Annotated in this window: 13 protein-coding genes; 1 reads left to right on the top strand and 12 read right to left on the bottom strand. The window is 49.7% G+C overall.

The annotated features are described in order from the left end of the window. Position 1: 1 nt before the first annotated feature. The 10 genes from glcE to map form a co-directional block, all read right to left on the bottom strand. A complete protein-coding gene (gene glcE / locus NSMM_RS06965) occupies positions 2-1072 on the bottom strand; it encodes a glycolate oxidase subunit GlcE (RefSeq protein ID WP_090285992.1) in 1071 nt (356 codons plus the stop codon). A gap of 27 nt (positions 1073-1099) precedes the next feature. After that, positions 1100-2554 carry an FAD-linked oxidase C-terminal domain-containing protein gene (locus tag NSMM_RS06960; protein ID WP_090285991.1) on the bottom strand — a complete coding sequence of 485 codons (1455 nt, stop codon included), beginning with the start codon at positions 2552-2554 and terminating at the stop codon, positions 1100-1102. After that, positions 2541-3473 carry an NAD(P)-dependent oxidoreductase gene (locus NSMM_RS06955; protein WP_090285990.1) on the bottom strand — a complete coding sequence of 311 codons (933 nt, stop codon included), beginning with the start codon at positions 3471-3473 and terminating at the stop codon, positions 2541-2543. The genes NSMM_RS06960 and NSMM_RS06955 overlap by 14 nt, the downstream gene beginning before the upstream one ends. 311 nt (positions 3474-3784) lie before the next feature. After that, complete coding sequence (locus NSMM_RS06950) at positions 3785-4615, bottom strand: ATP-grasp domain-containing protein (protein WP_090285988.1); 831 nt, start codon at positions 4613-4615, stop codon at positions 3785-3787. Then, complete coding sequence (locus tag NSMM_RS06945) at positions 4596-4847, bottom strand: hypothetical protein (RefSeq protein WP_090285986.1); 252 nt, start codon at positions 4845-4847, stop codon at positions 4596-4598. The genes NSMM_RS06950 and NSMM_RS06945 overlap by 20 nt, the downstream gene beginning before the upstream one ends. Positions 4848-4882: 35 nt before the next feature. Beyond that, positions 4883-5254 (bottom strand): hypothetical protein, encoded by a 372-nt coding sequence (locus NSMM_RS06940; protein WP_176753885.1) that lies wholly within the window; start codon positions 5252-5254, stop codon positions 4883-4885. A 195-nt stretch (positions 5255-5449) separates the two neighbouring features. Beyond that, positions 5450-6697, bottom strand: a complete 1248-nt coding sequence (gene hemW / locus NSMM_RS06935; protein ID WP_090285982.1) for a radical SAM family heme chaperone HemW — start codon at positions 6695-6697, stop codon at positions 5450-5452. Between the two features lie 54 nt (positions 6698-6751). After that, entirely contained in the window at positions 6752-7372 is a 621-nt protein-coding gene (rdgB, locus tag NSMM_RS06930) for an RdgB/HAM1 family non-canonical purine NTP pyrophosphatase (RefSeq protein ID WP_090285980.1), read from the bottom strand. Continuing rightward, a complete protein-coding gene (gene rph / locus NSMM_RS06925; RefSeq protein ID WP_090285978.1) occupies positions 7369-8103 on the bottom strand; it encodes a ribonuclease PH in 735 nt (244 codons plus the stop codon). The genes rdgB and rph overlap by 4 nt, the downstream gene beginning before the upstream one ends. 29 nt (positions 8104-8132) lie before the next feature. Next, positions 8133-8942, bottom strand: a complete 810-nt coding sequence (gene map, locus NSMM_RS06920) for a type I methionyl aminopeptidase (RefSeq protein WP_090285977.1) — start codon at positions 8940-8942, stop codon at positions 8133-8135. Positions 8943-9317: 375 nt separating this feature from the next. Here map and NSMM_RS06915 point away from each other — a divergent pair, with 375 nt between their 5' ends. Beyond that, positions 9318-9962: a c-type cytochrome gene (locus tag NSMM_RS06915; protein ID WP_245654716.1), complete on the top strand. Its 645-nt coding sequence runs from the start codon at positions 9318-9320 to the stop codon at positions 9960-9962. 207 nt (positions 9963-10169) lie between these two features. Here NSMM_RS06915 and NSMM_RS06910 read toward each other — a convergent pair whose 3' ends face one another. Together NSMM_RS06910 and NSMM_RS06900 are read right to left on the bottom strand one after the other, a co-directional pair. Further along, positions 10170-13592: a UvrD-helicase domain-containing protein gene (locus NSMM_RS06910; protein ID WP_090285975.1), complete on the bottom strand. Its 3423-nt coding sequence runs from the start codon at positions 13590-13592 to the stop codon at positions 10170-10172. Between the two features lie 191 nt (positions 13593-13783). Continuing rightward, positions 13784-14284, bottom strand: a complete 501-nt coding sequence (locus NSMM_RS06900) for a low molecular weight protein-tyrosine-phosphatase (RefSeq protein WP_090285971.1) — start codon at positions 14282-14284, stop codon at positions 13784-13786. Between the last annotated feature and the right edge of the window lies 1 nt (position 14285).

Raw genomic sequence — 14285 nt, 5'->3', positions numbered from 1 at the left:
ATCAGAATTCCGGGTACATACGGTACGGGTTCAGGATACCTGCCGGGTCGAATTGTTGTTTTAAGCGTTGATGAATTCTCAACAAAACCGGTGACAAAGGCTGAAATACCAATATGCCGTCTCTGTCACCGTAAAACAGCGTGGCATGTCCGCCTGCAGCAGTTGCCAGCCTGCGCACCTCATTTGCTGCGACTGCTTCTGCAGGCGCAAACCAGCGTAACGCCCCTCCCCATTCAATCAGCTGCTCACCGGGCAGCGGCAAGTGCGCGGTTGTCGGCTTGACCGACAGTCGCCACAGGATGGGTCGGCCATGAAAAAAAGTATGAGTATGATGCCTGATTGACTCCCAGAATGTTTCCCCGTTCTCTTCCACGTCACCTCCCATTTGCTTCTGCGCGGCAACAACAGCTGCTTCCATACCGGACAGACGGACATATAACCGCCCATCGCTAAAGCAGGTGGCGGAAACCGGTAAAGGCCGGGTTGCATAGCTGCGCATCCACTCCAGTGCTCGCTCCATGGTTGTCGCAAAACAAAGCGTACGCTCCATCTCAGGTCTGGGCAAAACCTTGAGTGAGGCTTCCAGAAGAATGCCAAGCGTTCCCATTGATCCCGCCATCAGGCGGGAAACATCATAACCAGCAACGTTTTTCATGACCCGGCCACCAAAGGACATCTCTCTGCCCTGCCCATCCAGGAGCCGAACACCAAGAATAAAATCACGCACCGCCCCCGCATACGCGCGTCTCGGGCCGGACAATCCGGAAGCAATACTGCCACCAAGTGTGGCTGGTTTCCCGAAATGCGGTGGCTCGAACGCAAGCATTTGCCCCTGCTGCGCCAATATGTTCTCCAGCTCCTGTAAAGATGTACCGGCACGTGCGGTGATGGCCAGTTCACTGGGTTCATAGTCGACGATACCCTGATAGCCGGTGACATCAAGCGGGATTGTTTTCTCCGCAAGAGGATTGCCGTAAAAATATTTGCTGCCACCGCCTCTGATATACAGTGGCTGGGATTTTTCCATGGCCTGTCTAAGTGCGTCAGCAAATGATTCCAGAATTGAAGACATAGTAGAGAATTAACAATCTTTTAAAACTCAGAATCTTGGCAGCTCAGGAAAACTGGTTTGCCCGTGGTGGACGTGCATAGCGCCCAATTCGGCGCAGCGATGCAGGCTTGGGATCGCTTTGCCCGGGTTCAGGAGCGCCTGCGGATCGAAAGCAGCCTTGATAGCCAGAAACAGCTCACGCTCGGCATCACTGAACTGCAGGCACATTTGATCGAGTTTCTCCATTCCCACTCCATGTTCACCCGTAATGGTGCCGCCTGCTGCAATACAGATTTCGAGAATGCGCGCACCAAATGTTTCTGCTTTGTGCAATTCGCCAGATTCATTGGCGTCATAAAGAATCAATGGGTGCAGATTGCCGTCCCCTGCATGAAACACGTTCATGCATCGCAAATTGAATTCTGCCGAAAGCCGTTCGATCTGCGACAGCACCCGTGCCAAATGTTTGCGCGGGATGGTGCCATCCATACAATAGTAGTCTGGGGAAATCCTGCCAGCTGCTGGAAATGCCGCCTTGCGCCCTGCCCAGAAGAGCTGTCGTTGTGCTTCATCCTGTGCGATTTCCACCTTGATTGCGCCACTTGCGCGCAGGATATGTTCAATTTTCTCGATTTCGGTAGTAACTTCTGCCGCCATGCCATCCGACTCGCATAGCAGGATTGCAGCAGCTTGCCTGTCATAACCGGCCTGAATAAAGTCTTCGACTGCGCCAATGGTGAGATTATCCATCAGTTCCATTCCAGCGGGAATAATGCCTGACTGGATAACATTGGCAACCGCCTCGCCAGCTTTGGCCAGATCAGAAAATGTCGCCATCACCAGCTGCGCTGATTCTGGTTTTGGCAGCAGCCTCACCGTGATTTCCGTGGTAATCCCCAGCATGCCTTCACTGCCCGTTAATAAGGCCAGCAGATCGTAGCCGGGGCTATCATATGCTTCCGCGCCGACTTCGATTACGTCCCCCTCGATGGTCAGTACGCGTAGTTTCAGAATATTGTGTACGGTCAGGCCATATTTCAGGCAATGTACCCCCCCGGAATTTTCCGCAACATTGCCGCCGATGGTACAGGCAATTTGCGATGACGGATCTGGCGCATAATAGAGCCCATAAGAGCTGGCCGCCTGGCTGATGGCAAGATTGCGTACACCCGGTTGCACTCTGGCTTGACAGGCCAGGGGATCAATTTCATTGATCTGGTTGAGTCTTGCCAGAGAGAGCAGTATTCCCTGTGCATGCGGCAGTGCGCCACCCGACAATCCGGTCCCTGCACCGCGTGCAACCACCGGCACCCGTTCACGGTGACAGAGTTGCAAAATTTCGATGATTTCAGCTTCGGTACACGGCAATACCACCGCCAGCGGCAACTGACGGTAAACAGAAAGCGCGTCGCATTCATACGGGCGCAGATCCTCCGTTTCATACAGAACCGAATCCGGCGGCAGAATAGCCAGTAACTGCCTGATCAATTCACACCTCTGCATGTGTCTGCGTCGTAATTTCGTGATTGGAAATCTTTTCCAGAATACGCACAATCGCTGAATTGTCGAGCAGTTGATCACCCTGTGCGATACAAGCCTGATAGAGTGATTGCGTCAGCGCGGTGTTAGGTAGACTGACTCCCAGTTCAGCTGCACACGTCAATGCAATATCAAGATCCTTGACCTGCAGATCAATGCGAAACCCGGGCTCAAAATTACGATTGATCATACGCTCTCCATGCACATCGAGTATTCGGGACGCGGCAAATCCACCCATTAACGCCTGGCGGATATTTTTTACACAGATTCCAGCTTTCGAGCCAAATACCAGTGCTTCGGCCACAGCTGTCAGTGTGCCTGTCACTACAATCTGGTTGGCCATTTTACAGACCTGTCCGCTTCCCGGTTTACCGATGTGAGTGATGTGCTGCCCCATCCGCGTCAGTATAGGATAGATTTTTTCAAATACCGCTTGGGCGGCACCCACCATGATCGTCAATGTGCCCTGCTGTGCGCCGATCTGCCCACCGGAAACCGGCGCATCAGCATAATCATGCCCCAGTTCGGCTATGCAGCTGGCAAAATGACAGGTATCACTGGGGGAGATGGAACTCATATCCACAACGATTTTGCGAATTGATGATTCGGTTGATTGGGTAGCGGTCAGACCAACTGCTACCCCATTATCAGCAAACAGAACTTTTTCCACATCTGCCGTATCCGGTAACATCAAAATGACTATGTCCGCTTTTTCAGCAACCTCCACCGCAGAACAACAACCGTGCCCCCCTCCGGCGATCAACTCATCAGGCACACCGCTGCGGGAATAGAGAAAAACCGGATAATCACTCTGAATCAAGCGGCTTGCCATGGGTTTTCCCATAATCCCCAGACCAATAAAGCCAATTTTCTGAACATGCATAGTATTTATATAAACCAGTAATCCGGAAGCAATACTAACAGAGGCTATCTATGCTAACCCTCTACAGGTACGATAGAATTTGTTATTCTCACAATCATACAGCGAATATACGCAGTATAACAGGGCATCGAAAAAACTGTCATAAGCGGTTGGCAGGTGCGTTATGTTTGTAATTTCCTACTCCCCTAGTTAAAGGGATGGCATGTCAGCTCACCCGGAATATGCGTTTTTGCGCTTAATGCGACAGAACCACTTATCCTTAACATGCTCCCACAGCTTTCTATACTCACACTAAATTTGACTATAACTTCTCAATTTATATGCCTCACAAAGGAAAAAAGATAAGGACAGAGGCTTCCTCCGATCCTTGGGTTAATTTCAATAATAAAGGGATGATTATCGTAAACCTTGTAATTAAAACAGCATATTCCCTGAAATTTTATGGATACAAGAATGGATAGAAACAGATCAAGATGGGGACAATCACATACTTTCTTATAGATTGCGTTGTCTTTGCCCTTTATAGGCATATCAGTTTCAAAAGCATATTTGATATTTATTGAATGCACAATTTTTTGATCTTTAATTAGAATGTGTGTGGCATATTCGGTTGGCCCAGAAATCAACTCCTGAGTAAAATAATCCGGGTGGTTCAGAATATCGATTAGGTTCTGTTCTTGCTGTGCGTCCAAAATTATGTGGGTATTTGCTCCCCATTCATCAATTTTCTTTTTTAAGATATACGGGAAGGTTTGTGCGCCCCCCATATTTGGAACATAGCTCCCAAAATTGTTTGCAATAAGAAATTGATTAAGCAAGTATTTATTGTCACATAACAGAGTAGTTTTCGTGCTCGGAATTGGGATTAGATTATGCTTGATTAGATTGCTCGTCCCGTTTAAGTAATTCAAATCGTGAATGGTTAATGGCATAAAGAGATCAAAATCTTTGATATTTTCAGAGGAAAACTCGCCGAATTTGACTTCATGTGGCGTAAATTGAAATCCTTTTTTGATCGAGCGCTTCCAATCCTGCTTGTTGGAAAACAAAATTTTCATTTTTGGCCCGGGGAATAAGCGCGACAAAAATAATTGAAACACAAAAAATACCGCGTTGTTTATTTTAGCGGTTAAACGCTTCAATATGTTCAACTGTACTTTCATGCACCATCCCCAAGATTGTTTGGTTAAATTGTGACAGCTCAGCATGAGGCAGGTTGATTGCCGGGATTTGTTTGATGCGCCCACGCCGCGCCCCTTCTCGTTTCGCCTCTGGATTGATTGCGTTACATTCGTCCAGGACGGTATGGTAGCGCGCAAAAATCTGCTGTGTCTGTTCTTGAGTCAGCGCGGATGTGACAGGTCGTGCTGCCACGCAGGCGCCACGAGCCTAGATTAACATGATGTTGATCATGCGCTGCGGCCAAGTCTGGCCGATGCTCTCGTGCAGCTTGCAGCATCCGCATTGCGGTCGCAGGGTGCAATGTTCAATCGCTTCGTAATGTACCACTGGTAGTCGAACGTTTGCCGTCGTTCCGCAATCTGTGCGCAGGGCAGAGGCAGTATCTCTCCACATCCATCGCTACGCTCCGGTAAACCATGCTCAATCACCTTGTCCGGTTCCCGCACACGCTTGAGCGTCGTTCCTTTGTGTCTGATCTGACCACCGGACTTGGCACCTGAGAGGCTACGGGGTGAGCGTGTCTTCTTCAGCCCATCGAAGGGCGGTAGCATGCTCGAATTGTGGCTGTCCTTGGATAAATGAGCTTCTGATTCTGACACGCGCGCAGTCAAAATCCGAACCTGTTCGGATAACAGGCGAATCAAATCATCCTTTTGATCCGAGGTCAGGAAGCTCGAGTTCGCGCATGACTCGTAGTACGACAAATAACTGACTGTTCTGCAAGGCTATGCTGAATAGTCACGAAAGGAGATTTGGTACACAAAAGAGATACCCCCAATTTCAAATCGTATTGTTCACATTTGATCAGTAGTCAATTGAGTGCGCGAAGGTATGTCTTCAGACATAAAAATTCCCAGCAAATCGTTCAGATAGCGTCTACCACGACAAGTAGACTGAATCCTGTCATGTGTCCAGGTGATCAGCCTCTGCTGTTCTGCAACTTCGAGCTGTTTCTGGATAGCAGAAAGCGCCAAACCAGTATGACTCTGAAATAGCGCCGGTACGAACCCTTCTGTGAGACGCAGAGCGTTCATCACGAATTCGAATGCCCGATCGCCCGCAGCCACTTCATGCTCCAGCACGATGAATGCCGTTGCATCTTTTTGAATACTTGCCGATTGTTCGAGATATTGCCGTGGGTGCTTGTGGCGCACTTGGCGCACGATCTTCTCGCGAAAACTGATCTTGCTATGCGCACCTGCGCCAATACCCAGATAGTCGCCATATTGCCAGTAATTGAGGTTATGGTGACATTCCTGTCCTGGTTTCGCAAATGCAGAAATTTCGTAATTCCCGTAACCTTCTTCGGCCAGAAACTGTTCAATCATTTCCTGCATGTCGGCACTCTGGTCTTCGTCCGGCAGGTTTGGAGGGTGCTGATAGAACCAGGTATTGGGCTCGAGCGTCAGGTGGTATACCGATAAGTGCGGTACATTACAGGCACGGGCATGTTCAATGTCCTGTCGCACTTCTGCCAGGGTTTGTTCAGGCAGGGCATACATCAGATCCAGATTAACGTTATCAAAATAGCGGCAAGCGATTTCCACTGCCCGCTGCGCTTCGAGATCGTCATGTATCCTCCCCAGTGCCTGCAAATGCTTACGATTAAAGCTCTGGATACCAATTGATAAGCGGTTGATACCTGCTGCACGAAAATCCGCGAATTTTGGTGCCTCAAACGTACCGGGATTGGCTTCCAGCGTAATTTCGGCAGATGGTATAAACGGCAATAGCATTCTGGCATGCGACAGAATTGCGTCAATTGCTTTGGCACTGAACAGACTGGGTGTCCCTCCCCCAAAAAATACGCTGATAACCGGTCGCCCCCAGATGGCAGGTAACGCCATTTCAAGATCCTGTTTCAGCGCTTCAACATACGCCTCTTCAGGCAAGCCAGCTTGTTTGTCCATTGCATGCGAATTGAAATCGCAATACGGACATTTTCTGATGCACCAAGGTAGATGAATATAGAGGCTCAGTGGAGGCAACTCTGTCAATCTGGGGGAAAGAGGCGACGGAGAAAGATGGTCAATAGTTGTCATTTATCGGCTTGACACTGTGATAGAAGAGATAATCAGTCAACAGGTGCCCAACAATCAATTTTGATGCTCAGCCAATAAATCTGCCAGCTTGTACAAAGCCTGGCCACGATGACTCAGCTGATTTTTTTGTTCGGGACTCAGTTCGGCTGATGTCTTTCCGAGATTCGGTAGAAAGAAATGCGGGTCATAGCCAAATCCATTAACACCACGAGGCTGCGCAATGATCTGCCCATACCAACAACCATCCGCAATAATCGGCTGGGGATCGGCGGCATGCCGCACCAACACCAGCACGCAATAGAAATACGCGCTGCGGTCGGATTCATCTGCCAGCGCCTGTACCAATATCTGGTTGTTGCGCACATCCGACTTCGGCTCTCCCGCATAACGTGCCGAGCGCACGCCAGGCTCACCATGCAACGCATTGACACAGATACCGGAATCATCCGCAAGCGCGGGTAGACTACTCAGCCGGCTTGCGTGACGCGCCTTAAGTAAGGCGTTCTCCAGGAAAGTATCGAATGGTTCGTCGATTTCGGGCACCATAAAAGCTGACTGTGCGATAGTTTCGATACCGAGTGGTGAAAGTATTTGCTGAATTTCAGCCAATTTACCGACATTACCGCTGGCCAGCACAATTCTTTCAAAACAATGGTGCACAGCAAGATTGCTCATTGCCCGGCAGCAAGAACTTGCCTTTGCAGATTGATCAATTCCCCAATCCCCTGGTGAGCAAGATCAAGCATTGCATCAAGCTGTTGACGGCTAAAAGCCTGGCCTTCGGCAGTACCCTGAATCTCAATCAGGCCGCCCGTGCCGGTCATCACGACGTTCATGTCGGTATCACAGCTTGAATCCTCAGCATAATCCAGATCCAGCAACGGGCAACCATTCACCAAGCCAACTGAAGTCGCAGCAACGTAATCCAGAACCGGATTGGACTGAATGGCCCCTTGCGTCAGCAGCAGCTGCACCGCGTCACACAATGCGACGAACGCGCCGGTAATACTCGCAGTACGCGTACCGCCGTCAGCCTGGATAACATCACAATCGATCTGCAGGGTACGCTCGCCGAGCTTACCGAGATCTACTACCGCGCGTAACGCGCGACCGATCAAGCGCTGGATTTCCATGGTACGTCCAGACTGATTACCTTTTACCGCCTCACGTTGCATGCGCTCTCCTGTCGAGCACGGCAGCATGCCATATTCCGCCGTCAGCCACCCCTGTTCTTTATCTTTAAGAAAAGATGGTATTTTTTCAAGGATACTCGCCTGACACAGTACCTTGGTTTCACCATATTCGATCAACACCGAGCCCGCCGCATAACGAGTGTAGCCACGTGTCAGTTTGACGGGGCGAAGCTGGGCGGGAGCACGATCATTACAACGCGATATGGTATTCATTATGTTCAGTGATATTGAGAGATTGGGAATTATCTGGCCACGACACGACAGGCTGGTTTGACTGGCGTACCGGCGGAGACTGTCAATACCTCATACCCGTTCTCCGTCACCAGTACGGTATGTTCCCATTGTGCCGACAGACTTCTGTCCTTGGTAATGATCGTCCAGCCATCCGGCAGCGATTTGATCGCTGCCTTCCCGGCATTGATCATGGGTTCAACCGTAATCACCATGCCCGGTTTCAACTCCATGCCGGTACCGGGACGTCCATAGTGCAGCACCTGAGGATCTTCATGAAATTGTGCCCCCACCCCATGCCCGCAAAACTCTTTAACGACGCTATAACCAGCATGTTCAGCCAGTTGCTGAATGGCATGGCCAATATCGCCAAGCCGGCTTCCGGCACGGATGGTTTCAATTCCGCGCCACATAGCTTCAAAAGTTAGATTACAGAGTCTTTTTGCCTGAATGGACGGTTGACCCACAAGAAACATGCGGCTGGTATCCCCGTGATAACCTTCGTAAATCACCGTCACATCGATATTGACGATATCTCCATCCTTGAGTCGTTTCTCTCCCGGGATACCATGACAGATCTGATGATTCACCGAGGTACAGATCGATTTTGGAAATGGACTATAACCCGGCGGTGCGTAATTCAGCGGTGCCGGGATAGTTTTTTGCACATCCACCATGTAACGATGACACCGCTCGTCGAGCTCACTGGTGGTTACGCCAGGTTGAACAAATGGTTGAATATAGTCGAGCACCTCGGCTGCCAGCCTGCCAGCCACCCGCATAGTTTCAATTTCTTCCTTCGTTTTTATTTTGACCGCCACACCCACTCCTGTTAAAACTGCATAATGCGTGTATAAGAAAATCAATTGATATTATCTGACATCAGGGCGCTTCTAAAAACTCATATTTCGTCATTTACAAAAAATATTTCCTTGCCCATCATTCTTATTATTCTTTGTTTGGCAACAGAATAATTTTTTCCGGATGCAGCAGCGGTATAGCAGCTTCTTCGTGCTCATTCGTGAAAAAGTAAAAATAACAGGCAGTGCTGATATTGGCGATGATCAAAAATATGAGCAAGGTCTTCATGTCGCATATTATGCACAGAGTTGCTGACCTATTTACTGAATTCTGCAAAACTTGCTAAAATGCTTGGCAGTTCTCGTTTCTCAATTACAACCTTAAACAAGTCAATCATGAAAATATCTGAAATTATTGTGGCAGTTTTGATGCTCATTTTATCTTGTCTTGCATTTGCCAATCCTGTTGTTCCCGATGGTGACACAGAAAAAGGTAAAGAAATCGCAGCAGGGATTTGCGCGGGTTGTCATAACTCGGACGGTAACAGCATTATCCCCAACAACCCGATCCTGGCTGGCCAATATGCCGAATATACCGCCAAACAACTCAGAGAGTTCAGAGCAGACAATAAAAAATCAGCAAAAAGGGACAACCCTACCATGGCCTCGATGGTTGCCAACCTTAGTGACGATGACATGAAAAATCTTGCCGCTTATTACGCACAACAGCAACCTCAGACAGGTGTCAATAATACCAATGATGAGTCTGTGCTGGAATTGGGTGAAAAAATCTATCTAGGCGGTAATCTGGACAGCGCGGTTCCGGCTTGTTCCAGCTGCCATTCGGTTACCGGTCAGGGAATTCCGCCACATTACCCAAGACTGAGCGGCCAACATGCTACCTATATTTTTTCACAGTTACAGGCATTTCGCCATGGAACGCGCAAGAATGATGTAAATCACTCTATGCAAACGGTTGTCTCGCGCATGAGCGTCAAGGAAATGAAAGCCGTATCGGAGTTTATATCGTTATTGAAATGATTTTATATGGGTACTTCTAAGAATTCATAATTTAGTCAAAATATCTCGTGCCCACAAAAAATGTTTCCTTACATATCAATCGTATGCTGTGTCAACATTTTTTACTCGCGCCTGGTCTTAATTTAGAACTCTGAATTTTTAGAAATACCCTGTGGTGTCGTGACTAGCCGGAAACCTTAGACACAGTTGCTGACCCGCACTATACGGCTAATACTTCCATTCGCGCCATGCGCCTAATAATGGGAAATAGAGACCAAGGAAAATCCGCCGGTTTTCCATTGTTTGTAATATGTTGGCATAGCGCGTGAGCTGAGGTGAATAGCGTTGCTGTTCCTGATCAAGGAATGCATCTACGTCGCCTCCTGCATGGACGCCAGTTTTGTAGTCAATAATCCAGCGTATTCCGGTTGTATCGATAAAAGTACGGTCTATCATGATGAGCAAGGTATTCTCGCCATGGGTCGCTGCCGATAATGCCCATTCACAGCGAGCTTGTGTATGCTGATTGCTCAGTATCCAGCGACCACGCGCATCAGCACACATATTTTCAAGTGCAGTTTTGACTTGCTGCGAAGCGGTTTCGAGATGCTGCGGGGCGATGCCAAGCTGTCGTAGCAAATTCGGTGCTTGTTGCGCTACTCTTCCCAGACCATGCTGATCAAATTTTTCTATTCCAATCTGCCCAATATATTGCAGCAGACGATGCAAGGTCACGCCAATCAGTCGGGCGGTCTCGCCTGCCCAACTAAAATCGATCGACTCAGTTGTTGGTGGCGTCTGAGTCTTGGCTGCGGGGAGTGATGGCGCCTCGGGTGGTGGCGTTTGCCAGTCTGCGACCAAGCGTACGCGACTGGCTGGCAAAAATACTTGCAGTGGGATGGCAAACTGGCTGTGTTGGGATATGCTATTACTGTCAGCAGATAGTTTCGCCAGGAAATGTTTTTCTACTGTCGACCATAGCTTTGCCAGTAACGTATTGGCAGGTGGTGATGGGATCTCCGTTTTAGAGCGATCTGTATCAAATGCGATCTGTCCGAGCAGATACAGATTTTTTCTGGCTCGGGTTACCGCAACATACAATAATCGCGCATTCTCCAGTGATGCTTTTTCCTGTTCGATTGCCATCAGGTACGCAGAGACAGGATTTTTGTCATTGCCCGGTGCGCTGATCGGAGCACACACTAGATCCGCCACCCCTGATTCGTTGGGAAATTCCATCCAATTGAGCAGCTTCTCCTGATTGGGTCGGGCAGCTTTACCGAGTCCTGGCAGGATGACGGTATCGAATTCGAGTCCCTTGGCTTTGTGCATGGTCATGATCTGCAGGCCGTCATCTGCCGCGGTGTCAGGGGATGCAAACAGTTGTGCAAGCATATCATCCAGTGTTTGCACGTCCGGATGCATTCCGGTTTCCTCCAGTTTCTGCAACAATTCAAAATAGACCTCGGCATTTGCCAGATCAGTGCTATCGGTTACGCATGCCGGACCACCCAGTAGCAGCCATACACCCTCAACGATTGCTCGCAATGAAATCCGGTCGCTCAGGGATAATGCCTCCATCAGCACTGGCTGTATCCGTTTGCATCGTTGCCGTCCATCTTCACTCAGATTGGCCAGTACTGCAGATGCAGACAAGCAATCCACTACAGTCATGTTCAGGTCGGTATGTACGAGAGCATGCAGATCGCCAAGTGCGAAACCGCAAAAAGGTGCTCGCAGCAACGCAAGCCAGGCAATCCGATCGGCAGCATGCAGCAGCGCGCGCGTTAGTACGCTCAAGTCCTGAATAATCGGCTGGCGCCCGAGGGATTCGATTTCCACTGCCTGAAAGCGCAGTTTTGCCTGACGCAGGCTGGCAATGATGGCAGGCAGATGCGAGCGATTACGTACCAGTATCGCGATTTTCTCCTGAGGAAACTCTCGCTGAATCTGCTGGATGATCTTTGTGATCTCATCCGCCTCTGCCCGATCATCTTTTTGCAGACCGGCAGAAACATTTACTGCTTCTCCAGCTACTACCGGATGAAAAGTTGTTGCAGCAGCATAAGTGACTGCACCAGTTGTCACCTCACTTTTTTCTGGAAAAATATGCAGGAAATGCTGATTAATCCAGTTCACAATGCCTGCCTGGGAACGGAAATTGACGGTTAGACGCAAAAAGTGCATCGGAATCTGGCCAAAACAGCTACGTTCGCAGATGTCGAGAAACAGCCCTACTTCCGCCTGTCGAAAACGGTAAATAGACTGCATCGGATCGCCTACCAGAAAAAGTGTCCTGCCATCTCCCACCTGCCAGCCTGCGGTCAATCCACGCAGCAGTTGTGCCTGGTTGAATGAGGTATCCTGAAATTCATCCACCAGCAGATGGCTGATGCGGTAATCAAGTGCCAGCGCCAGGTCTGTCGGCTCCTCCGCTGTTCCCAGCGCCCGAATCGCTGCCAGCGTGATTTCGCAAAAATCGATCGTGCCAGTCTGCTGAAATACCAGCATCAGATTGGCAGTTGCGAGCTTCAGTAAAGTGAATAAAGCCTGCAGGGTTTCCCACTCATCCTCCTCATATTGCACGGGCGGCAGAAGCCTCAACTGCATGAGGTGCTGACGAAATGACTCATTTTGCTGCAAATCCGTCAGCAATACCTGCATGCGCTGCTTGGTCCGCATGTATCTTTCCTTCAGTTCACGGTTTTTTTCCGATCCAGGCGGCGGGAAACCCTGTTTGATAGTGACCTGTTTGCGCCATTCGCCATTTTGTGTCAGCAACAGCTCCGCAATACCCTCCCACAGCGGCCGGTCGCATAATTCGCTGCCTGGCCAGCAAGACAGCATATGGCAATGACTGATGCTGCTTTTGTCTGACTGACCCTGTAACCGGGCTGCAGCAAAGCATGCCAATTCGATGATCTCATGCTGCTGGCCAACCGGTACTGCATTGACCAGCGTCCGCAGCACACCGGTTATCTGTCTTGCCAGCGCCTGTTCCAAATGGTTGCGGATTTTGTCTGCATGGTCACTTATCATGACATGCCGTAACCACTGATCGCGGTGTGCCAGCATGTCGGCGATCAGGCGCTGCAACCGGTCAAGGCGGTTGTCCAGATGGCGGATGAGGTGGGCAATGGCGGGCGACCATTCGCTGTCTTCTTCCAGAGAGAGCAGGGTCAGGTGCGCCGCTTCCAGATACAGTTCATCTGCGTTTTCAGTGATGGTTGACAACACTCCTTTTCCTGAAATCACTGGCATCTGCCCGACCAGCCATGCACACAGTGAATCGATTGTTTGAATACGCAGTCGGGCAGGATTATCAAGCAATTGCCAGCTGCGCACCTGATCACGCACCAGGACATCACGGGCAAGCTGACGGGTTTGTTGCGTAAAGTTATCTACTGTCGGCAGTCCTGCGACGGCTTCATGCAGTGCCTCCAGGATGCGCTGCCGCATTTCAGCTGCCGCCTTACGTGTAAAAGTAATTGCAATGATTTCTTCCGGCTCATCGGCCCGAGCAAGCAGCGCCAGAAAGCGCTGTGTCAGCAAACCGGTCTTGCCAGAGCCTGCTGGCGCCTGTACGATGAAGGAACGCGACGGATCAAGCGCCTGCAGACGTTGCGACTGATCACTAATAACGGTTTGCATGGATTACGGGAAAATAAATGGACTCACCTGCAGAGCGGCATACAAAACACAACAGGAAATTTTGTTTGATATACGGAAAATAGCGCTTGCCGGGTATTATATGGAATGGATAATTGCGGCAGTTACTCGTTCGCATGACGGTTCATTCCTGAACAGGAAGTCACATGGTAAATCAGCCAAATCCTGGTAAATTACCGCTCAATTCTGTCAACAATATGCCTTAGCAGCCCTTCGCTTGCGCTTTCTACCAGATCCAGCACGATCTCGAACCCCTGCTTGCCGCCATAATAAGGGTCGGGCACTTCCTGGCAGGTTTCCCAGTGTTCGCTGTATTGCAGTAATAGACTGAGTTTATCGAGGTGATCCGGTGGGCAGTCGCGCTGCATGTCGCTCAGGTTGTTACGATCCATTGCCAGAATATAATCAAACCGGGCAAAATCCGAAATCTCGACACATCTGGCCTGTAAACCTTGCATACTATAGCCGCGTTTTAGCGCCGCCTGTTGCGCCCGCCGGTCTGGTGGTTCACCGCTGTGGTAGGCATGGGTTCCAGCTGAATCGATCCGGATGAGATGATCCAGACTGGCTGCACGGACGTGATGTCGAAAAATGGCATCCGCTGTCGGAGAGCGGCAGATATTACCCATGCACACAAATAATACATTGATTCTGGTTTCGTTATGATGATTCATC

This window comes from Nitrosomonas mobilis, from assembly GCF_900103035.1.
Taxonomy (GTDB): Bacteria; Pseudomonadota; Gammaproteobacteria; order Burkholderiales; family Nitrosomonadaceae; genus Nitrosomonas; species Nitrosomonas mobilis.
The sequence above is the reverse complement of the archived record's forward strand: the minus strand, read 5'-3'. Positions and strand labels throughout refer to the sequence as shown.